Source organism: Aquimarina sp. (genome assembly GCF_977115655.1).
On record NZ_CDSBKO010000025.1, the window covers coordinates 24,289 to 49,076 of the forward strand.

Sequence of the window (24,788 nt, forward strand, 5' to 3'; positions counted from 1 at the left end):
ATTATACTATATGGATACACTGAATTTTTATCAAATATTAATTTTTCTGTTTCAAGGATTTGTTGTTGCCTTTCTTATCCTGTTACTTTTTCGTTTACGAACAATAATAGGTTTAGGGTTGCTTTTTACTTCTTTAGGACTATTTCAGTTCATTCAGGTTTTTATGGCCAGCACTCTTTATTTTGAAATATCTGATGTAATAGTCATTTCTCCTGGTTCCTCCGTTTTATTTTCTGCCACATTATTTGCAGTATTGTTAATTTATATTAAAGAAGATGCTACTACTGCCAGAAAATTAATTTATTCTTTGGTTATAGCAAATGTAGTATTGTGTTTTCTTTTACTTTCCTTCAGGATGAATATAGAAGGTGCTTATAATTATAACCCGTTTGATGTTTCTACAGAATTTTTTTATACTAATATCTTTGTATTAATAGTTGGGACTTGTATACTCTATATAGATGCATTATTGATTATCTATTTATATGAGTATATATCCAAATATACTTCAAGTTTGTTTTTAAGGATATTGTTTACAATGATACTTGTTTTAAGTTTTGATGCTATATCTTTTACATTAGGCTCATTCTGGTATTTTAAGGACATACAAAAAATTATAATTTCGGGTTTAATATCCAAAAACACTATGACATTAGTCTACAGTATTTTATTTACTGTTTACTTAAAATATTTTGAAAAAGAAGATGATCCGTTAAATCATATCAATTTTAAAGATATTTTTCATTCTCTTACTTATAAGCAAAAGTTTGAAGTCGCAGAAAAAGCAGTGCAGCTTACCGAAAACAGATATCATGTGCTGGCAGATCTGGTTCCTGTTGGTATTTTTATGACTAGTAGCGAAGGAAAAACTACATTTGTAAATCCAAAGTGGTGCGAAATCTCCGGGCTTTCTAATGAGGATGCTTTAATTAACGGGTGGCTAAAAGCAGTACATCCTGAAGATAGAAAAAAATTAAAACAGGGATGGTACACCAGTGTTGACAAAAGAGAAACTTATGATGTAGAATACCGGTTTCTTAAATCTGATAACTCTATTACCTGGGTTTTAGGAAGAGTAATTCCAGAGTATAATGAAAAACGACAAATTATAGGTTATGTGGGTACCATAACAGATATTACAAATATCAAGTTGTATGAACAGGAACTAAGTAAGCTAAAAGAAAAAGCAGAAGAAAGTGATCGTCTTAAATCTGCTTTTCTGGCAAACATGAGCCATGAGATCCGAACTCCTATGAATGGTATAATGGGACTAGCTGAGCTTTTAGATGAACCAAAGCTTACCGGTGATGAACAACAATTATATCTGGATTTAATTAAAGAAAGCGGAGCAAGAATGCTTAATATTATTAGAGATATTATTGATATTTCACGAATAGCTGCGGATCAAGTTAAAGTAAATATCCAAGAAATTAATATTAATGAGCAAACGGATTACTTGTTTAACCTTTTTAAACCTCAAACCGATAAAAAAGGTATTGTGTTATCCCTATCTAACGGACTTTCTTCTAAAGATATATTTGTAAGTACCGATAAAGAAAAACTAACAACTATACTTACTAATCTAATAAAAAATGCTATAAAATATACTCAAGAAGGAGGTATTGAATTTGGATATCAAAAAGAAGGTAATGTATTAAAATTTTATGTAAAAGATACAGGAATGGGAATTGCAGAAGATAGACAAAAAGCTATTTTTGAACGATTTGTACAAGCAGATATAGAAGATCGTTATGCTTTGGAAGGTGCAGGTATTGGGTTATCTATTGCAAAAGCCTACGTAGAAATGCTGGAGGGTAAAATTTGGTTGGAAAGCAAAAAAGAAAAAGGGGCCACCTTTTATTTCACTATCCCTTTTTGTCAAAAAAATAACACAATTGCAAATAAGGTATAATCAAAAATATCCTAAATAATACCATTTTGAATTTACTGTAATAGGATATTCTTTTTTTACTAATAAAGAGTTTTACCTATAAAGAATGCCGGCTCTATTATAAACTAGAGCCAAACATTATTAAAAAAGTAATGAACGAGAAGTTTCTATAGTCTATAAATCAAACTTATCGTAAATGTACGGGGGCGATTAAGAATAGAAGCTTTAAATTGTCCTGGCATAGAAAAACTTATGTAACGCTCATTAAATATATTTTTTATGCCAAATGCAAGCGATACATTATTATTTGCTATAGATAATCTTGTGTTAAAAATTTGATAAGCACTCTGTTTTATAGTATTTGCCAAATCAAAATATTGATCTCCAACAACACGCCATTCTCCTCTTATAATACCTGTAATATTTTTCTTTTTCAACAAGGAAAACAACTGTTGCGCACCTAGAAATGAAGTAAATTCTGGTGATAATATAGTAGTGTTATCTTTAATATTTGTTCCCAAAAACTCAAATCCACTATATCTGCCATGATTGATTCCTAATGAGTAATCTATCTGGAAACCAGAAAAAGGCTTTGCTGTAACTTCTGTTTCTAACCCATAAGATTTTACATTTCCTATATTATCAATAATCCAAATACCTCTTATGTCTGGTCGATCTGCTTGTTGCGAAAAGTAATATAATTGCATATCTTGCCAATACATAGTATATCCTGTAGCAGAAATAAGATATTTATTATCATTTGACAGCCATTTATATCCAGATTCTATAATATTAGAGTATTCTGAATCATAACTTGAAAAATCGTTTTCATTAACCACTCTATTATTAATTCCTCCTGGTTTAAATCCTCTGGCATACGATAGGTATAGCTTATGATTAAGGGATGGAGCATAACTGAATACCAGTTTTGGGCTTAGTGCATAAAAGTTTTTTTTACGATTAATAGATTCTATAATATCAATTTTATTTTTTGTATTTGTATCTGATACGCTTGCTTTAATATTTTTTGTTTCTGTGTCATACCTCCCATGAAGAGTAATATCAAATTTTTCTGAGACCTGATATGAAATCCTTCCGAAGCTTGATACTCCTGTGTTTTCTTGAAAATCTTTATATTCCTGAACTGTAGATTTTCCGACATAAGAATATTGTTTTTGGTAGTTTTGAAAAAACACTGATCCACCAACCAACCAAGATAATCGTTTTTCTTTATCCGATTCTATTTTAATTTCCTGACCAATAACTTCCAGAGGAAAAGGATTTCCCAATATTCCTTTATAACTCGAAGATGCAGAATAAAAATCAAAGGGCGTTAGATCCCCGTCTATTTTATTGTATCCTGTTTTTACTTTGGAGTAATAGGAAGAGCTTTGTATTACATAATTAGATCCCTCGTATTTTATTCTCAAAGAAAGATTTAATACGTCCCTATGATCGCTACCAATAGAGTTTACAGAAAACTCATAAGGGTTATCCAATGCTTTTTGAGGAGTTAACGCTGCTTGATAAAAAGAACTGGCTCCTATAGATTGATCTATTTGCTTTTTAATATTAAAAAGCAAATCTAATTTTTCATCAGGTCTTAAATTTATATCGATATTACCATAATAGGCTTGTTGATCCCCTATTCTAACACCATTTTCAGAGCTTTTTTCTAAAGGTTTTCCATCAAATGAAAATGTACCTGTTAAGTTATTTCTATAAAACCCGTGCTGACTGTTAAGTTTACCATCAACTCCTATAAAAAGGATGTTCTTAATGACAGGTGTTTTAAAACCCGCTGCATAACTATAAAATCCTTGATTTCCTATACTAGTTTCTATAAATGCAGATTTATTATTAGAAGATGGTTTTTTTGTAACAATATTAATGATTCCTCCTAGAGCATCCTGCCCAAAAACCGCTCCTTGAGGCCCTCTGAAAACTTCTATTTTCTCCACATCATTAAGTAATAAATTATTTGCCGAAATATTAAATGTATTAATACCATCTATATATGTAGCAACAGATGGCACCTCACTAAAAGCGCTTACTCCCCTAAGTGTTATTTGCTGTTGGTAGTTAACCCCTAAATCACTGTATATGTAATTGGGGATTAAGCTGTTTAAGTCTTTTAATAGTTCTGTTTGTGTTTCCTTTATAGATTTAGAGGAAATCTCGGAAATGGAGGCTGTTGTGTTCAAAATATTTTTTTCATGTCTATTTCCTTGTATAGTAACCGTTTCCAGTTCCTGAAGATCTTTTTCCATAAAAAAATCCAGCAGGCAATAGTAAGAAGTACATTGAATCATTTTGGTTAGTGGTTTATACCCTTCTGCCAATATTATGATTTGGTGCTCTCCTTCTGCCAGATAGACTGTATAAACACCATTACTATTAGTGGCTCTGTTTATTGATTGTTTTTCTATTAATATAGTTGCTCCTGCTATCGGAGTTCCATCTGCAGATGTTATTATACCTTGTCTAAGTTGTGCATATACAGAGTAATAACTTATGCAAAAAATAAAAAGGATAATTATAACTGTTTTATTCATGTTTTGTTTTTGTACAGGATTAAACTTTTGTTTTTGGGTTATCAAAAGAGTAAATTCTCTATCCATTACTGATATAGATAATATCGTTTGCACCTGTTTTTGGGGCAAATCTTGAAGAAATCAATAACCCTGAAGCAAACCTACGAGGTATGCCTTCGAAAATATATTTTGTTTTTGGAACAAGACACTGGAAATCACCCCCAATGAGGGGTTAAAAACCATTAATAAGAAATGAAACAACCACCGTATTTTACGGTAGTGTTTACTTTAATCAACACCAAAAGTTAAACAAAATGTGTTGTTCTGGCTATTGATATCTGTATCAAAGGTTCCTATAGAAGTTTTGTCAACTCCCCACGCTACCGAACAAATTTTTGCTGAAGGAACGCCTAAGAATTGTAGTGTGTTTTCTACATTCAAAAAAGATATGGGTTCCTGCTTATAAGCAAAAGATCCATTGGGCACTAAATCGTTATCAATTTTTACTATGGTAGCAGCATCTTTTCCGGTATTAGCCAAATTAAGATCAAATTGATTAGTGTCATTTATTTTAAGAGAAAGATATATATTGGTACCAGCAGGAATGGTGTTTTTTCCTGCATTTTTTATTAGAAATTCAAAATCTACATTTCCTGTAGAAATCACTTGATTGCTGGTATAATTTTTTAACATTAACTCCAGATCATATTTTGTAACAGCTTCTGTTGTATTGGATTCATCATCATTATTACAAGAAAACAGTAATAATAGTGATACAATTATACTTAGAATTGATTTGCTTAGTTTATAGGATATATACATGGTTATTTTAATAGTATTATTAGATTTTTTAGATTGAGTATTAATTTTCAGAAGAATGCCTATAATATCGATTTAACTTGTTAATAACATATTAAATAGTTTCTTTTTCTCCATCTTTTGTTAAAATATGTTACCGTAACTATACCTCGGCTTAGCTCAACACAACTACTATGCTAAAATATTTTACCTTGATCTTGAAAAAAATAATTCGATTTTAAGTATACGCCGTCAAAAATCAAACTAGGTATTATAGGCACTCTTCAGGTTAAAGTCAGTATTAAAACCAGGCAAACAGTTATCTTCCTTTATCAATAAAAAAATAAAGGAAAATGCATATTAAATATTTTGCTTTTAACCTGGCTTGGTTTATACTCATTGAGGAGGGTGGTCAATAGGATATAAAATTTCGTATATTACCAGAAGTGTTATACACCAGTTTTTAATAATATTTACATAACCAAAATCAGGGAATTGTTTAAGTTCTATATTTTCTGCTTTAAAATAAAGAGGAGAAAAGACATCTATAATAGAAATATTTTTGTGGGTATTATTTGTAGTAGTACCTATTTTGGATAACAGGTAGCATTTTCCATTACACCGTAGTTTAGGTCTGTCTTTATTAATACAGATTTTTTTGATAATAGCATCTATATTATATTGATAATATACTATAGCACTTAGTTTACAGATTGGTTGCACTGTAAACAAGGCACATAATACTATTGAAAAAGCAAATCTCACCTGTTATAAAATAATAATATCTTCTGATGCTTTTTTGACTTGCTCCAGACTATCTATTAACGGTTCTACTCCTGCATCATACATAGCCTCCATCATATATTTCATTACATATCCTGTTTTTTCAGGAGATCCTCCTTCTATGGGTGGGTGCGGATCGTATTCCATATCCAACATAACCCCTTCGGTATAGTTTTTCCCTAATATTTCATACACCATTGCCAACGACATATCCATACCTGCTGTTACTCCTGCTGAAGTCCAATATTTTCCATCTCTCACATAGCGTTTGTTTATATATTTGGCTCCATATTTTTCCAACATTTCTTCTGCTTTATACCAGTGTGTTGTGGCTTTTTTATTTTTTAATAAACCTGTAGCCCCTAATACCCATGCACCAGTACATACACTTGCCGTATAAACAGAATTTTTATCTATTTTTTTTATCCACTCGTGTAATTTTTTGTCATATACATTTTTTATAGTTCCCTGAAAACCTCCTGGTATAATAAGAATGTCTAATTGATTTATAGAATCAATAACTGTATCTACGGCTATTTCTACACCATCTGTAGTTATAAAAGTACCGGGTTTCATCCCTATAAATCGAGTTTTGGCAGATAAGATCTGTCCTAAAATATGGCGAGGTCCCATAACGTCTAATGAATTGGTGTCATCATATACCAAAATCCCTATATTTTTTATAGAATACTTGGGTTTTCCAAAAAGCGTATTCATTAACACATCGTGATTTTCTTCGGTTATTTTTGGGATATTTTCTGTCTTTATATCACTTTCGGTTTGTATTTTGTTAGAAATGGAGGTCAAGTCTTGCTTAGTATTACATGAAAATACTGTAATTAGCAGAATACCCATTAGTATTATTTTTAAGAGGATTTTATTATCAAACATATCTATTATTTTATTATTGCTTTTTATTAAGCAACTATATCTCCTATAAGGTTTTCTTTTTCTTTTACATAACCAAAATACCTCAACACAATTTCAGAATCAATATAAGGGAATGAAATATTACCATTTTCTATTCTTTTCTCTGTAAATGAGGCATCAATCTTTAGTTTGGCTATAAGTTCTTTATTTTTTCGTATAATTAGTTCTTCTTGATTTAACTCCAGGTACTCTAGCATGAACGGGGGAACTGGGAGTTCTGGGTGTGATTTTATGAGCTTCAACCATTCATACATAGATAATTCTTTAAGAGGTAAACCATTGTTTGATTCACTATAGTTTTTAAAAATAGTATATAGTGAAGATGATTTTCCTATCAAATGAAAAGTCTGGTTTAATGTACTTTTTTTGAGAGATAAATATGCCAAAGATTTTGCAGCAATATCTACAGGCATCATTGGTAATTTTATGCTTAGATCTTGATTAATCATAGCTCCTGCTGTAATACAGCTCTTTATAAACCCGTAAAGCCATTGTTTATTATCTAACCTTCCTTTTATAGTATCTCCGGTAATTAACCCCAGTCTGTAAATAGTAGATGGCAATCCTGCTTTTTGTGCTTTTACGATTATATTTTCACTAACCCATTTACTTGTAGGATATCCATCGCTTTCATAGTGGATTTCGTTTTCTGATGTACTTGTTTCTGTTATTGTCTGAAGTTCTTTACGAATGGTATTATTAAACACTGCTAGCGTAGAGGTATAATGTAACGGTTTTATTTTGTGTTTTGATGCTAATTTAATGATCTCCAATGTACCATCTACATTTACAGGTTTAAGATCCTGGTATGTTGCCATGTGATTCATGTGTGCTGCATTGTGGTAAATCACATCAATAGTAGAGGATAATTCATCAAACGTTCCGGGGTTTAATCCTAATAAAGGAAGCCCGATATCACCTGCAATACCATTTATACGTATTGCATACTCATCCAACCATAAATCATATCTGTCCATAACTTTTTTGATTTTAGAAAAAGCCTCTTCTTTAGAGTTTGCTCTTGCCAAACAATATATTTGAGCATTGGTGTTTTTTAATAGTTCGCTAAGCAAAAATGATCCAACAAACCCTGTTCCTCCTGTTACAAAAATATGTTGAGGTGCTGTAGGAAAAACAAATTTGGTTAAATCAAAATGGGTTTCGGGATCAAATTTTACTTCTTCTTGCAAGTTTATTACTGGATCGGAGCTTCCTTCATTTTTTATACATACTGCAAGTTTTTGAGGGGTAGGAAATCTAAACAAATGTTTTGCTGCCAATTTAGTATCTGCTACGGTATTTATTTTGTGTATAGCTTTCATTACTAGAAGTGAATGCCCTCCTAATTCAAAAAAGTTATCTAAAACCCCCACTTTTTCTACTTCCAAAATCTCTTCAAAAACTGTTACTATTACTTTTTCGATATCATTTGTAGGTGCAATATAGTTTTGTTGTATTCCTGTAAAATCAGGTAATGGTAATTTTTTCTTATCAATTTTTCCATTAGACGTCAATTCAAAATCATCTATTAAGTATATAGAATTTGGAATCATATATTGTGGAATTTGACTCTCAAGAAATTCAAAGATATGTTTTTTGTCTACGGCTTCTTTTAGCTTTATATATGCTATAATGTGTTTGTTATCTTTTGATATCTCTTTTACAATAACTACGCATTGTAGTACATTAGGATTTTTGAGCAATACATTTTCTATTTCTGGTAATTCGATCCTATATCCCCTTATTTTTACTTGCTCATCTACTCTCCCTATATATTCTAACTGGTTTTTATAATTGTATTTAACAATGTCTCCCGTTTTATATAGTCGGGTATGTTCTTGAAAAGGGTTTTTAACAAAACGTTCTTTAGTTAGTTCTGGTCTGTACAGATATTCTTTTGCTACCCCCTCTCCTCCTACATACAATTCTCCTGCAACTCCATTAGGTAGCAAATTCATGTTTTTATCTAACACATAACAACTAAGTGTTGGGATTGGAACTCCAATAGTACTCACTCCTCCATTAATTTCTGTAGTTGTAATTTCTTGATAGGTTACGTGTACGGTTGTTTCTGTAATTCCGTACATATTGATTAGTTTGCAGTTTGGGTATACAGCATACCATTGTTTTAATAATATTGGTTGTAATGCTTCTCCACCAAAAATTACATACCTAACATTTAACTCTTGCGGATATTTATTAATTTGATCCTGTAATGCATAAAACGAGGATGGGGTTTGATTAAGTATTGTTATTTTTTCTGAAGCTAATAGTTTATAAAATAAAAAGGTGTCTTTTTTTATATAATCTGGTACAATTACTAAACGACCACCAAACAATAAGGCACCATACATCTCCCATACCGAAAAGTCAAAACAATAGGAATGAAAGAGTGTCCATACATCTTTTTTGTTAAAATCAAATAATGGCTGTTCCGTTTTTAGCAAGCGGACTACATTATTATGTGTAATAACAACTCCTTTTGGGTATCCTGTAGTCCCGGATGTATATATTACATATAAAGAATCCTCGGGATTTATTGTATGATCTAAATTTTTTGATTCTTCTTTTGCTATTTCCTCATCCTCTAAATTAGTGATAATAACAGATGAGGTATATGTTTCTTTTAAAAATTTGGATATAGTAGTATTGGTACAAATAATACCTTTGGGTTTTGAATCATCGATACTGTATTTGATACGCTCTTTTGGGTATAAAAGATCTACCGGGACATATATAGCTCCCATTTTTGCAACTGCCAAAATACTTACCACCATATTTATGGATGTATCGATACAGAGAACTACTTTATCTTTTTGAGCGATTCCTTTTTTTCTTAAAAATCTGGCTAATTGATTTGCCTTTGCATTGAGTTGCTGATAGCTTATATGCTGATCGATATAAGTTAATGCAATATTATCGGGAGTGCTTTTTGCTTGTTTCTCAAACAAATCCACCAGTGTTTTTTCTTTTGGGTACTGTATATTCGTTTTGTTAAAATAAGTAAAAAAGGCTGTTTTTTCTTCTTTAGAAAGTATATCCAGATCTGCCAGAAGAAGTTTTTCATTGGTAATAACCTGATCGATAATACGCATAAAATATTTAAGGTGCCTTTCTATTGTTTGTTTTTCAAAAAGAAGCTTTTTATACTTAAAATTTATTTGTAATGTATCTCTAAAATCATATACCTCCATTGCATATTCATCCTGTGTTTCTTGGTATACATCATATACAGGAACAATAGTATTTCCTAGAAATGTTGTGTCAAGAATTGTATCAAAAATGTTTTGATACGTGTATGATACCGGAATATATAATGTATTTGATTTTTCTGTTACTTTTGATAACAAACCTGTTAAAGGATATGTTCCGTGATCTAAACTTGTTAAAAAGTTTTCTTTTACGCTTAGTACATTTTGTAATATTGTTTTTTGAGTATCAAGTTTTGATCTCATTAAGATAACATTTACAAAACATCCCAAACTATCTTCATATATTGTTTTTTGCCTGCCCTCTGTAGGTGTAGCTATAGTAATATCTTCTTGTTGGGTTAATTTGTGAAGCAAAATCTTAAATCCTGCCATTAATAGTACAGACAAGCTTACCTTCATGGCAATCGCTGCTTTTTTAAGTTTTTGTAATTCTACTCCTTTGATTTGAGTACATATCATTTCTTTATCCTGCTGTGACACTACTATATTCTGAACGTGATCATAAGGTAGTTGTACTGGAAAAATATTTGTCAACTGTTTTTTCCACCATGATAAATCAGTATCTGCCTTAGAGCTTTTCATATATTGATGTTCCCAGGTAACAAAATCAAAAAAATGAGTATTTGTTTTTTCTAAGCTGTTTTTTTCTCCCTTCTCTATTGTATGGTATGCCTCCCAGAAAAGTTTCATAAATAGCGTTCCTGATAATCCATCTAAAATGGTATGATGGATTATGAATACTAAAAATTGTTGCCCACTATTTTTATCAGTTCTTATATATACTCGTAATAAACAGTCTTGTTGTAAATCAAAAGGTATTCTGGTTAATTTCTTAAATTCCTCTTCGGGAGTCGTTGCAAAAGTACTTTTGTCTATATTCAGGCAATAAGATATTGGATGTATTTTTTGAACGACTTGCTCTCTTTCATTTTGAAAATAAACTCTCAAAACGGGATGCTTTTCTAATAAAAAAGCCAAGGCTTGTAATACAATATTGGATTGGATATCTTTTTTTACCAAAAATATGACCGGCAGATTATAAGTGCTTGATGAGGGGTCTGACTGGTGCACCAACCAAAGCCCTTTTTGAAATAAGGTAACCTCATAGGAAAAATCTGGTGATATATTAAGCTCGATAGGTGCGACTTGTATATTTGAAGAAGCTGTTTGTTTTTTGACAGCGATTAATGAAAAGAAATCTTCAAAACTATTTATTCCTAATGCTTCTCCTATTTTTATATCTATCGTAAATTTTTCATTAATACGCCTAATGAATTGTACCATTTTTATAGAATCAAAACCGTAATCCATAGGAGATAGAGAATTATCTATTTTTTCTAATTCCAAATCAAAAACTTCTAATAATATATTGGCAATAGCCATTTTATCTTCTTTTTCTGAAGAAATCACAATATTTGCAGGGTTCTTTGTGTTTGTTTCTACCGATAAAATATTTTTGCCTATTGTTATATCATTGTACTTTTCTAAAATCACGTGTGCATTTACACCTCCAATTGCATAGCTATTAAGAGCTGCTCGTCTTGGATAAGAAGTTTTTATCCATGGTATTGTTTCTTTTAGAATTGATAAATTATTATTTGTTGGGATCTCTGTGTTTATAGTTTGCAGATTATTTACCCCAGGAATCATTTCATGCTCAAAAGCCTTTATTACTTTAATAAAAGAAGCTATACCTGAAACCAGCTCGGGATGACCAACTACAGGTTTTACTGTACTTACATGCCATTTTTTATTTTTTTGGTTACTTAAAGATGTATAACTATCCTGTATTGAGGATAATTCGATAGCATCGGCAAGAGGATTGGCGATACCATGTGCCTCTATATAATCTATAGTATCTACTGCTATATCCGATTTTTGAACACATAACATGATAGTGTTTTTTATTCCTGTTGCCTTTGGTGCTTCCATGGAAAAGTTTTTTCCTCCATGAGCAACAGATGTAGCTTTTATAATAGCTAAAATACTTGCATTGTTTTTTAGGGCTTTGGATAATGTGGTTAGTATAATAGCTCCTGCTCCTTCACTTCTTACAAATCCATTTGCCTGATCGCTAAAACTAAACATAGCATTATTATTACTTAGTAAATCATTGTAGATACCTTGATTTGCATGATTTTGGAATGTTTTTTTAGAAATTGTGTTTACTCCTCCTACGATTGCTTGTTCACACTCTTGTGCTTGTATACTTTGTATTGCCCTATGCATGGCTACATAGATACTGGTACAAAATGTATGGACAGTTTCACTAGGTCCATTAAGGTTTAATCTAAATGATATTTCATTAGATAATGGTATTTGATACGGGGTATTTGTAGAATTTTTTTTTGTTCCTCCATCAGAAACAAAAAAAACACCTGTTTTTGAAGTGGTTAATTTGTTTACAGAAATGTTATATGCATTTATAGCATTATTAATTGTAATATATGCTATTTTTTGTTCTCTAGGCATTTTTGTATATATCTCTTCGGTTATCCCAAACGATAACAATTGCTCTTGATATGCTATAGAAGGAAATTCATTAAACAAAAATGACTTATTTGTCTGGTCGTTATCTGTATTTTGATTTATAATAGATTTGTTCCACAGCTCATTGGGAGTCATAGCCTTTGGAAACATGCCATCCATAGCAATAACAACAATTTGCCCGAGGTCTTGTTTGGGTACAATTGATTTGTTTTCTTGTTCTTGAAATGGTTTGGTTTCTATTTTAGATTCTTCTATATCAAATCCCAAAACATCTTTGAGAATATGATGAACCAATACATCTAATGTGGGGTAATCAAAAAACAAAGTAGTTTTTAGAGAGCATTTCAGTTCATTTTCCAGATATATCTTAAAATTTACGGCTTCCATAGAGCTCACTCCTAATTCTACAAAATCTTGATTTACAGCTATATCATTTTTATCATCAAATTCCAAAAAACCTGCTAATAATGTTCTTATATATTCTGTGAATATATCTATTCTTGATACTGCTTTACTATTTTTGAGTTGTTCAATAATTAAAGAGGTAGTCATATATTTATAGAATAAAGGATAAGTATTACACTTAATTAAAAATGAATAGAAGTATTGTAATACTTCTATTCATTTTTAATTGACAAAATTGTATTTTCAAGGGTGTAGTATTGCTAGCGTAACTTCACCAAAAGATCGGCCATTATCATCATCATAGTATTTGCATGTCATTACAATAAATGTGCAATTTGCTTTTTTACTAATAGTTTTAATACCAATTTCTCCATAAAATTGATCAGAATTAATAGGTTTTTTATAGGATGATTGGATATTTACGATCAAAAAATGGGATAATTGTTTTTCAAAAAATTCTTTACAATTGTTTTTTGAAAACCCTTCTAATTGAGGGATCAACCCTTCTTTGATACAATATCCTAAATACGTATAGCCCATTTGATTAAAACAGATATTAAATTCTACAGCATTAAAATGTCCTGTATCATCAATATAACATGACTCGTTAATCTCTAAATCTCCTTTTAAAATTGGATATTTGTTATCGTTTCCATTATATTCAAGAATTGCTTTTTTAAGATAACATGCATCTTTTCTATAGGGTTGCAATATTCTTTTTACAAACTCAGAATCTATTACAATTTGGGTTGCTTTTTTTTCTGTTATAGTTTTCATGGGTATACCAGATTTATAGTCCTACATAAAAAGGGTATTTATCATAAATACCAATACGGTAGCTTTTACTTTTATCTCCGGGAACAAGGGGTGAGGACATGTGCAACAGGTATCTGTTATCCCAAATAATAAGATCCCCTTTTTTCCACGCATGTGTGTGTATATGCTCATCTTTTTCTATAAAATCAAATAATTCATTCAAAACTCTTTGGTTTTTTTCATAAGAAAAGCCATCAAACTTCATGGTAAACCCTCTACTTGCATATAGTATTTTATCTCCGGTTACCGGATGTTCGATAACGGCAGGGTGCTTTACAAAAGGAACCATTTCGTTCATTTTGTCGATAAGCTGCTGTATTGATTTATCGATATCCTCTGGTGTTACTTTATATCGGTTGTTTCCGCCATGAATAAGAGTAGCATTTTCTACAAGTTCCCTTAAATGATCGGGAAGTTTGTTGTATACCTGATGCATATCGATATAGCGTGTTTCTCTTACTGTTTTTGGAATAATTACAGGAGTAATAGAAGTAAATGACAAAGGGTTTTGTTCAAACTGACAGTCTGTATGCCAATAATGTCCTGTTCCTGCAACCCCTATTTTTTCTCCTTTCTTATTTACGTTTGAAGAGACAAAAATTTCGGGAAAATCAGGGTGATGGTAGTTTTTTTGAAAATAGATCTGAGGAGTTCCTATCTTTTTTGCAAATTCTACATATTCTAACGGGGTGAAATCCTGATTTCTAATCACTACCAGTTTGTTTCTGTAAATGGCGTTTCTTATTTCTATGATCTCTTCACTTTCTGGCAATAATTCTGTTATATCTATCCCAGTTATAATGCCACCTATTTCATTAGGTTTAGCCTCTTTAATATTGATTTTTTGTGTGGTTTCCATAGAGCTTATATAATATATTGTTAGTTAACTTGGTTTTTGATAGTTATCTGCTCCTGTTAATTTTTATAAGAAGGAGAGGTTTGGTACATTAATTCACTAATCGTTCTTTTTCTTTCCAATAAGGTTCTCGTAATACACGTTTCATAATTTTTCCATTAGAGTTTCTGGGCAATGACTCTACAATCTCTATAGATTGCGGAATTTTATAATCTGCTATTTTTCCTCTGGCATAATTTATTAATTCACGTTTTTTGAGAGAGTAACCGATATTAAGAACTATAAAAGCTTTAGCTATTTCTCCCCAACGCTCATCAGGGATACCTACGATAGCTATTTCTTTTATAGCCTTGTGCTCGCTCAATACAGCTTCTACTTCTGCCGGGTATATATTTTCTCCTGAGCAAATGATCATATCTTTAATACGGTCACAGATATATACATATCCATCGGTATCCAGATATCCTGCATCACCGGTACGTATCCATCCATCTATCAATGTGTCTTTTGTAGCATCTTCTCTTTTCCAATATCCAATCATATTAGAAGGGGATTTTATACAGATTTCACCAATAGTACCTAATGGCACATCTATAAAATCAGGTGTAATCACTTTTAATGCTACTCCTGGCAGTGGTTTTCCTGCGGCTTTTATGCAACCTTTGCTTGTGTCAATATGATCTTCTGGTCTTAAGCAAACTGCCATATTACCAGTTTCGGTCATGCCATAAATTTGATAAAAATCACAATTCAAAACTTTCATGGCTTTACGCATAAGAGGCGGATTAATTGGTGAACCACCATACAGAACCCCTTTTAATGACGATAGGTCTGTTGTATCACAATTAGGTTCTGATAATATAAATTGCAGCATTGCCGGAACCATTGCTACCTTTGTAATCTTGTGTTTTTCTATATACTCAAGTGCTTGCCATGCAATAAATGTTTCTTGCATTATAAGGATAGCCCCTGTAATCAAACCTTGAACCCCCCACCATAGACCACCTATGTGAAAAAAAGGGACACAATGTAACAAGATATCATTACTATTAATATTCATCCAAAGATCATCATGTTTTGATCGCATCGTTTCTAGTAAGCTAAAAAAACTATCATTTGATAATTGAACCCCTTTTGGTTTTCCTGTGGTTCCACTGGTGTACATTTGTAATACAACATCTTTTGTGTTGTATGATAAATCAAGGGATGTTTTTTCTTGCATCAATTTCCATTGTGCATAATCACTCCAGACAGAATGTGAATTATTATATTCTATGATTTTCACAAAGGGTACGAGTCGCTCTTTTATCTGTGAGATGATTGTATAAAAAGCCTGATCTACAAAAAGTATTTCTGCTTCTGCATCCTTTATAATAGCCAAAATTTCTTGAGGGCTCAATCGCCAATTGATGGGTACAAGAACTGCTTTTGCTTTTGAGCACCCAAATAAAACTTCATAATTAATGTTACTGTCTTTTCCTAAAAAAGCAACACGAGCCCCTGGTTTAACCCCTTCTTTTAATAATCCATTAGCAATTTGATTCGTACACTTATCAAATTCTAAGTAAGTCAATGATTTATCCTGAGCTACAATTGCTACTTTATCTTTATAAAACCCGGATAATAAAGCAGTAGTGTCTGCCAAAGTTTTTTTTACTCCCCCATGATAATTCATCACTAATAATTTTATAGTAAATTTCTATATTTATAATGATCGAATTGATATGAAAAAAAAGGAATTTTGTTTAATAATCAATCTATGAATATCATAAAAAAGGAAATGTTTTTCAAAAACCAATCAATCCTTTATCAAATATGTTGAGAAACTGTTTTAAGAAAGAGAAAGTATATACCTTGGACGTTCAAAGAATTCATTGATTGTTGTTGATTTATTTAGTGGTTCTTAATTATTAATAAACATGAAAAAACTGATATCCATATTTTTTTGTGTACTGTTTTTAAATCAGATAGCATTCAATATGTGGATATTGATTGATTTTTATATAAATCAAGAATACATTTCTAAGAATGAATGTATAAACAGATTTAATAAAAAGTCTACTTGCAACGGAAAATGTGTATTGTTGTCTCAATTTGAAAAATACAGAAAAAATAACTCTTCTGAAAAGATACCGAACTGTAAGAAAATAGAAATTGAAGCATTTTTATTTATCGCTATTAAAATCCACCCAATATTTAATTTTCAGACTAAAAAAAAAGAAAAAATTTTATCGTTTAATTCCCTGTATAATTTTTTTTATAAAACCTCTGTTTTTCATCCCCCTCGGGCTATTCTATTTCTTTAGTTTATACATAGTTATTTACATAAACCTAAATATATAAAAATGCAAACCAGATGTCTTATGGCTTGCTCTATTGGGTTTTTTGATGGCAATATTGGTGATTTTTGTATCTGCGAGCTATATGGCATTATAGAACGGTTTCCTAAATTATGTCTACCACATACCCAAGATTTTTACTCTATCATTTATATAGAAAAAGCATCAGGGTCTGTAGTAATCGACGAGTTTACTGTTTCGGCAGACTCAAAACAAATATTGTTTATCAAGCCTGGTAGCGTAAGTAGTATTAAAATTGACGACAATGCTAAAGGAAAGATTATATGTTTTACAGAAGATTTTTTTGCTTTGAGATATAATAACAATGTGCTCAATGAATTTTCTTATATAAAGGATCATACCATTCCTTCTATAATTTTTAAAGAGAGTCAGCATAAAAGATGGCTACAAATTATGGATTTATTATATGAAGAATATATTTATTATGCAAAACACACAAAGAAGGTATTACGGTCTTATCTAAACATTATATTATTTGAAATTGAACGAAGTTATCGACCAGAAAAAGTAATTGAACGAAATACATTAGGAAAAAGCAGGATTTTTGCATTTCAAAAATTAATTGAGACTCACTATAAAAGTAAAAAGAACCCATCTGAATATGCTTTTTTATTAAACATTACAACAAATCACTTAAACAAAATTTGTAAACGAGAAGCAGGAAAAACCGCGGGAACTTTTATTAGAAACCATTTATGTATAGAAGCACAAAGATTACTGTATCATACTAATTATTCGATTAGTGAAATAGCTTTAGAACTTGGTTTCAAAAATGTTTCTTATTTTTCTACTTTTTTTAAAAACCAAACCAGAAATACTCCAGAAGAGTATAGGAGATTAATGTTGTAACAGACAATATGTTTTTTAATATTTTTTACAAGCAAGTTCATAACAAAAAAGAGGGTATTTGAAAAATCAAATACCCTCTAATATTTCGTTTTTATCAATATTTTTATTATTTGCCAAAGTATAGTTGGTAGTCTTTTCACAATCCAAAAGAGAAACAAGATTAGGTTCTCCTGTGTATTAAGGCTTGATAATTTCCAGATTCCAATAATTAAATTGTTAATTACATCATCATCACTACCCCATGATATAAAAATAAACTAAAAAAGGAGGTCTGTAATCAAAAAAACGGTGCTTTTATCTTATCACATCTTAGCAGATAATTTTGCCAACTGCTCTGATTTTACCTGCATATATTCGCTTACTTTTTGTATTTCTTCACTAGGCAGTATATTCATTAAACGGTTAAACTGTTTACTTAAACTACTACTTGCATCATTAAGTTTAAGAAAAGAATCCATATCTTTTGCTTCAACAGCTTTCTTATAATCTTCCACATATTTTTCATAGTCTTTTATATACTTTTGGGTATCTGTATTATCTGTAGAATCAAAAGTCCCTGGTATTCGCATAGTACTTTTTCCTTCTGTTGACTTTTTCTTTTCGGTTATGGCTTTTTTATTTTCAATGATGGATTTTTTATTTTTTGCTTCCATTTTTTCTTTTTCAACTTCTTCCAAAACAGCTTCTCGTATAGAGTCTGGCATAACTGTTTCTACAGTAGTATCTACTACTGTATCAGATTTTGGGTCTTTTTTACAAGAAACCACAGATAACAAAATAGTACAAAGAGAAATGATTAAAATAGGTTTTTTCATAATTTTAATTTTAGGACAAAAAATAGTTCTATTGTTGATTAAACAGCGTGTTGGTTATATAGTTATACAACAATAAAGTAACGAAAAAATTATTGTAAAAGTACTTTTAGTCCTACAAAATCGACTTCTTTTTGATCTCCCGATTGCATATCTTTAACTGTAAATGTGTTGTTTTCTATTTCTGAAGTTCCTACAAGTACCACAAACGGGATATTTCTTTTATTTGCATAATTCATTTGCTTTTTCATTTTGGTATTATCCGGATAAATTTCGGCTGTTATACCTTCTTTCCTTAAAGCATCTACTGTTTTTAAAGAATATAAGGCTTCTTTATCCCCAAAATTTATAAACAATACTTTTGTTGCAGGTATCACCGCATCAGGAAACAGCCCTAACTCTTCTATAACTAAATAAATTCTGTCTAAGCCAAAGGAGATTCCTACACCACTTACATCTTTTAACCCAAAGATCCCTGTTAAGTCATCATATCGACCTCCTCCTCCTATAGAACCCATACTAACAGTATCCGGGGCCGAAACTTCAAAAATTGCACCTGTATAATAATTTAATCCTCTGGCCAAAGTAATATCCAAATCCAAAGTTGCTGTTTCTAAAGGCATTTCTTTAATAGCATCCAGTATAAATTGTAACTCTTCTACACCTTTTAATCCTTCTTGCGAAGATCCTAGCATACTTCGCAGATCTTTTATCTTTTCTGATGCTGTTCCTGTAAAATTAAAGAGGGGTTTTACCTTTTCAATAGCTGTTTCAGAAATCCCTTTGCTCAACATTTCCTTTTTTACACCATCTTCTCCTATTTTATCCAATTTATCTAATGCTACTGTAAAATCTATCAATTTATCGCCAGCTCCAATAGTTTCAGCTATACCAGAAAGGATTTTACGATTATTCATTTTAATCGTAACTCCTTTAAGATCTAATTTTGTAAAAACTTTATCATATAATTTAATAAAATCAACTTCTTGCAAAAGTGATGTACTACCAACTACATCTGCATCACATTGAAAAAACTCTCTAAATCTTCCTTTTTGAGGTCTGTCTGCCCTCCAAACCGGCTGAATCTGAAATCGTTTAAAAGGAAAATCAATTTCATTTTGATGTTGTACAACATAGCGGGCAAAAGGCACTGTAAGATCATAACGAAGTGCTTTTTCGCTAATCTTAGAGATTATCTTACTGCTATCTTTGGTTGCATATAGTGCTTCATCTATTTTATTAAGATAGTCTCCGCTATTTAATATTTTAAAAATCAGCCTGTCTCCTTCTTCCCCATATTTACCCATTAAAGTTTCGCTATTCTCAAAACTAGGAGTTTCAATTGGCTGAAAACCAAATAATCGAAATTGCTCTCTAATGGTATTTATAATATAGTTTCTTTTTGCTACTTCTATTGGAGAAAAATCTCTCGTTCCTTTTGGTATGGATGGTTTTTGTGCCATTATATAGTTTTAAGCAAGTTCACATAGATTTTTTATATCTTGATGTTTCCATTTTTTTTGAACAAAAACATAAGCAATATTCTATATTTACTTATAAATCATTTTGATTTTTATTAAACAAACTCTTATTTAACTAATAACCAGAAATATATCTGTTGATTAGGAATTAATCTTAAATATTTACTGAATATTTTAAGCTGCAAATATCTAAAAAAGTATAGCGGCTTTTAATAATAGAAGTAAAAAATTCTAGTTTTTCAGTAACTTTAATTGCTTTTTGCAGTCCTATTATAAAGAACAAATTATCAAAGACCGTTATGTTTTCACTTTTCAGAGAAAATATCAGAATCGCAATGGATTCTATAAAAGGGCAAGTTTTGCGAACTATTCTCACTATATTGATTATTGCAATTGGTATTACATCATTAGTAGGAATACTTACTTTGGTTGGTGCTTTAGAAAATACTATTTCAGGGGATTTTGCATCTATGGGAGCCAATACCTTTAATATTCAACGTTATGAATTTGAAACTAAAAACAATGAGGACAGAAAAAAAATAAATCCTATTATCAGCTATCGTAATGTAAAAGAATTTAATGATCGTTTTCAATATCCTTTTTCAAAGACTTCTATCTATTTTACAGGAACCCGAACAGCCGAGGTTAAACATGAAAATGAAAAGACAGATCCCGAAGTATCTGTTGTTGGTATTAATGAAAATTATCTGGATAATACGGGTACAAAAATTGAAGAAGGGAGAAACTTTACTTTTTTTGATATTGAAAACAACAGTCACGTTTGTATTATTGGCTCCGACTTCAAAAAAAATATTTTTAAAAATAAAACCCCTTTAGGAAAAACAATTAGTATTAGGGGAGTTAAATTTAAAATAATTGGATTACTTGAAAGCAAAGGTGCTACTTTTAAAAACAACCAGGATTTACGTGTACTTATTCCTTTGCAACTTGCCAGATCTATTTTTACGATTCCTGATATCAATTACGGTATTAGTATTATGGTAAACGACAAGCAGTTTCTTGAAGGAGCTCAGGATGAAGCTATTACAACTTTCAGGAATATTAGGCGATTAAACCCTTTGGAAGAAAATAATTTTGGTTTGGAACGTAGTGATGATTTATTAAATAAAATTGCAAGTATTACAGTCTATTTATATTATGCAGCATGGATTATAAGCATTATTACTATACTGGGATCTTCGATTGCTTTAATGAATATCATGCTGGTATCTGTTACCGAAAGAACCAGAGAAATTGGTGTTAGAAAAGCCCTTGGGGCAAAAAAACATACTATTGCCGGTCAATTTTTTATGGAAACGATTATAATTGGTCAAATTGGAGGGCTAACGGGTATCATTTTAGGAATAGCTATTGGCGCAGGTATTTCATCATTAGCCAATTTTTCTTTTACCACACCATGGTTAGCAATCATAGCCGCAACTACTATATCCTTTGTTATTGCAGTTGTTTCTGGATTATATCCTGCTCTAAAAGCTGCCAAACAAGATCCTATAGAGTCTTTACGGTATGAATGATATACCACTAATACCATTTTAACTTTGAAATACTGTCCCTCAAAGTCTCCCGACTTGGTTAAACGAAAAAAGACAAGTTAAGTAACATGATGTAAAAAAATGTATCCTCCTAACCTGAGTTGATGTAAGAAAATTTATGTGAGTCAGAGTGGTTTTCGATAGAAAATTGTATCGAAGACAAGTAAATTTTAAACCAAAAGCCTTACCATCTTGAGTTTGTCGAAAGAGCGATACAATTTTTCTTGTTACCCTATGAAAAATCACTCCATTTGACGGCTTTTTTAAACCAAATTCTTAGATCGAACTCAAGTTCCTAAAAGATATTTTGTTTTTGAGATAGCTTTATGAACAATAACTTCAGAGTAAGCTCATGATCTATCCTACTGAAAACATATTCTGTTTTTGAGATAACCCCAGAGAATTAGAATTTTAATAGGGTATTAAAAAAAAAATTGCAAAAAAAACAAAAGTTTCAAAAAATGAAACTTTTGTTTTTTTTGCAGAAGATGAGACTTAAAATTCAATTATTATTTGAAATGTTAATTATTAAAATTGAATATTATTAAAATTATATTAAATTCACAACCCCAAATTACCTTTTTCTATTGAAAATAAAATTACTTATACTTTCTTTAATTTTTAGCATAATAGCTTCTGCTCAAGATCTTGAGCAAATTGGTAAGGTTCCTTTATTACGATTTAATGGTGGAATTTCTGGCAATGGTGTATTTTATGATGGAATCGCCAATCGTGATCCATTCACTTATTTTGTTAATGGAAACTTAAATTTTGATATTAGTGGTATATACAATATCCCATTATCCTTTTCTTATACTAATCAGGATTTTGGTTATAGTACACCTTTCAAAATAAATCGGTTAAGTATTCATCCTTCATATAAATGGATCACTACTCATATTGGTGATGTTTCTATGACATTTTCTCCATATACGTTAAGTGGTCACCAATTTACAGGAGGTGGTGTCGATCTTACCCTAAATGGTCCTTTTAAAATAAGTGCACTCTACGGTAAATTTCTTAAAGCTACAGAATATAATCAAGAAATTCCTGAGGCAATACCTGCTTATGAAAGATTTGGGTATGGATTTAAAACCTCTTATAATTTTGAAAAAATATCTATTGGCCTTATATTTTTCTCCGCAAAAGATGATGCAGATTCTATTCAAAATTTATTTCCAGTAGAATTAGAACTTACCCCAAAAGAAAATACTGTTGTAAGTGCCGAAACCAATTTTACAATTTTTGAAAAAACTAAAATAAATTTAGAGTACGCTATTTCTGGAATTACCGAGGACACTCAGGTATCAGAACCCAGAACATCCTCAGGGGTTCTTTCCTTTTTATTAAATGAAAATCTGACTACTAATTACTATAATGCTTTTAATGCTCATTTAGACTACCCCGCAGGAAATGGCTCTGTTGGTGTTGGATATGAACGTATCGATCCTGATTACAGAACGTTTGGCGCTTATTATTTTAATAACGATTTAGAAAATATTACAATTAATGCCTCACAAAATTTATTTAATAGTAAATTAGGGATTAACATAAATGCAGGTCTACAACGAGATAATCTGGATAATACCAAAAGCTCAGAACTACAACGTATAGTAAGTGCTTTTAATATTACCTATACTGCTTCTGATAAACTCTCTGTAAATGCCGGATACTCTAACTTTCAATCTTATACTAATATTCGGGATCAATTTGATTATATTAACGAAGTAGACCAATTCGAAAACATAGATACCCTTAATTATAGACAAATATCTCAAAATGCAAATCTGGGAGTTAATTACACATTAAAAAAAGTAGAAAATCAACAACAAGCAATTAATGTAAACCTTATTTATCAAAGTTCTGATAATAAACAGGATGGAGAAACTATAGAAAATGGAATATCCAATTTTTATAATATTACTTCTGGTTACACATTAAGTTACCCTAAAAACTCACTTAACTTTTCATTAGCTACCAATGTTTCCTATAATACTGTCGGGACAACCAACAACCTTACTTTTGGCCCTACTATATCTGCCACCAAATCCTTTTTTGATAAAAAACTAAGAGCAAATATTTCAAGTTCTTACAATGCTGCGTTTAATAATGGTGAAAAACAAAATGATATTTATAGTATTCGATTAGGAGGAAATTACTCTTTTTATGAAAGCCATAACTTTAATCTAAACTTACTATCTCTATTTAGAAACACAGGTACTACCAACGATAACGATTTTACTGCAACCTTAGGGTACACCTATACTTTTGATACGTTTAAAATAAAAATTAAAAAACGTAAAAAAGAATTTTTAGATGAGGAAGCTATATCCAAATTAGGAACTTTACAGTTTAGATATCGCTCTACAACATATAGTGGTACTATACCTGAAATAACAGAACAACTTACCAATGTAAAAAACAGTGCTAGATTTCAGAATATCCCGAAAGATAAACAAGGAAACCTGAATTTCTTATTTGCAACAGTACAACAACAATCAAAATCAGAGGCTTATAAAGAAAAAGCTCTTACGTTTTTAGAAGAATTATATAGCTATGAAGATTTCCTAAAAACGTATGATAAAATATTACAAGAAGTTATTTTAAGCCTAAAAGAAGATATGCAGTTTATCGATTTTAGATTAGAAAGAAGTTTTGTTAAAACTAAAATAGAATTAGATAATCTTAAGAAAAAAGAACCTGAAAAGGTAAAAGAAATAAAAAGCCTTACAAAAGAACTAGATAACAGACAACAAAAATTGGTAGGTCATCGATGGATGAAGAAAAAGTTTGACAAATATACAACTATTGAAATAGTTAAAAATCCAGATGCTTTTATGTCTGAATTTAAGTCTGGTGAAGCTCAAAACGCTTACCGATTATATGAAGAAGAAAAAGATGTTAAAAAAATTAACTTATATTTAGAATCCCAAATTATTGATTTCTATTACAATAAGTCTACAGAAGAGGTTAATCCCGATAAATTAGAACTTAGATATATAGAAAAAATATAAACCA

Annotated in this window: 14 protein-coding genes; 4 read left to right on the forward strand and 10 right to left on the reverse strand. The window is 30.8% G+C overall.

Features of this window, described 5'->3' with window-relative positions:
• Positions 1–10 precede the first annotated feature (10 nt).
• Complete coding sequence (locus tag ACZIYX_RS12105) at positions 11–1,912, forward strand: PAS domain-containing sensor histidine kinase (protein WP_462682506.1); 1,902 nt, start codon at positions 11–13, stop codon at positions 1,910–1,912.
• A 146-nt stretch (positions 1,913–2,058) separates the two neighbouring features.
• On the opposite strand, the gene ACZIYX_RS12110 is transcribed toward ACZIYX_RS12105, so the two are convergent.
• From ACZIYX_RS12110 to ACZIYX_RS12145, 8 genes are all read right to left on the reverse strand, one after another.
• Positions 2,059–4,539 carry a TonB-dependent receptor gene (locus ACZIYX_RS12110; RefSeq protein WP_462682507.1) on the reverse strand — a complete coding sequence of 827 codons (2,481 nt, stop codon included), beginning with the start codon at positions 4,537–4,539 and terminating at the stop codon, positions 2,059–2,061.
• A gap of 174 nt (positions 4,540–4,713) precedes the next feature.
• Positions 4,714–5,247 (reverse strand): hypothetical protein, encoded by a 534-nt coding sequence (locus ACZIYX_RS12115; protein ID WP_462682508.1) that lies wholly within the window; start codon positions 5,245–5,247, stop codon positions 4,714–4,716.
• Between the two features lie 372 nt (positions 5,248–5,619).
• The gene (locus ACZIYX_RS12120) at positions 5,620–5,988 is read right to left on the reverse strand and encodes a hypothetical protein (RefSeq protein WP_462682509.1); all 369 of its coding nucleotides are present in this window, start codon (positions 5,986–5,988) and stop codon (positions 5,620–5,622) included.
• 3 nt (positions 5,989–5,991) lie between these two features.
• Positions 5,992–6,861 (reverse strand): DJ-1/PfpI family protein, encoded by an 870-nt coding sequence (locus ACZIYX_RS12125; protein ID WP_462682510.1) that lies wholly within the window; start codon positions 6,859–6,861, stop codon positions 5,992–5,994.
• Positions 6,862–6,923: 62 nt separating this feature from the next.
• Positions 6,924–13,190, reverse strand: coding sequence for an amino acid adenylation domain-containing protein (locus ACZIYX_RS12130; protein ID WP_462682511.1), 6,267 nt, complete (start codon positions 13,188–13,190; stop codon positions 6,924–6,926).
• 96 nt (positions 13,191–13,286) lie between these two features.
• Positions 13,287–13,820, reverse strand: a complete 534-nt coding sequence (locus ACZIYX_RS12135; protein WP_462682512.1) for an FcoT family thioesterase — start codon at positions 13,818–13,820, stop codon at positions 13,287–13,289.
• Positions 13,821–13,833: 13 nt separating this feature from the next.
• Positions 13,834–14,718, reverse strand: coding sequence for a TauD/TfdA dioxygenase family protein (locus ACZIYX_RS12140; RefSeq protein WP_462682513.1), 885 nt, complete (start codon positions 14,716–14,718; stop codon positions 13,834–13,836).
• Positions 14,719–14,806: 88 nt separating this feature from the next.
• The gene (locus ACZIYX_RS12145) at positions 14,807–16,390 is read right to left on the reverse strand and encodes a long-chain-fatty-acid--CoA ligase (protein WP_462682514.1); all 1,584 of its coding nucleotides are present in this window, start codon (positions 16,388–16,390) and stop codon (positions 14,807–14,809) included.
• A gap of 670 nt (positions 16,391–17,060) precedes the next feature.
• On the opposite strand from ACZIYX_RS12145, the gene ACZIYX_RS12150 reads away from it, so the two are divergent.
• A complete protein-coding gene (locus ACZIYX_RS12150; RefSeq protein ID WP_462682515.1) occupies positions 17,061–17,924 on the forward strand; it encodes an AraC family transcriptional regulator in 864 nt (287 codons plus the stop codon).
• Between the two features lie 302 nt (positions 17,925–18,226).
• On the opposite strand, the gene ACZIYX_RS12155 is transcribed toward ACZIYX_RS12150, so the two are convergent.
• Together ACZIYX_RS12155 and hisS are read right to left on the reverse strand one after the other, a co-directional pair.
• The gene (locus ACZIYX_RS12155) at positions 18,227–18,739 is read right to left on the reverse strand and encodes a hypothetical protein (protein WP_462682516.1); all 513 of its coding nucleotides are present in this window, start codon (positions 18,737–18,739) and stop codon (positions 18,227–18,229) included.
• An 89-nt stretch (positions 18,740–18,828) separates the two neighbouring features.
• Positions 18,829–20,199, reverse strand: coding sequence for a histidine--tRNA ligase (gene hisS, locus ACZIYX_RS12160; protein WP_462682517.1), 1,371 nt, complete (start codon positions 20,197–20,199; stop codon positions 18,829–18,831).
• A gap of 317 nt (positions 20,200–20,516) precedes the next feature.
• Here hisS and ACZIYX_RS12165 point away from each other — a divergent pair, with 317 nt between their 5' ends.
• Entirely contained in the window at positions 20,517–21,752 is a 1,236-nt protein-coding gene (locus ACZIYX_RS12165; protein ID WP_462682518.1) for an ABC transporter permease, read from the forward strand.
• Between the two features lie 605 nt (positions 21,753–22,357).
• Positions 22,358–24,784, forward strand: coding sequence for a TonB-dependent receptor (locus ACZIYX_RS12170; RefSeq protein WP_462682519.1), 2,427 nt, complete (start codon positions 22,358–22,360; stop codon positions 24,782–24,784).
• The last annotated feature ends 4 nt before the right edge of the window (positions 24,785–24,788 follow it).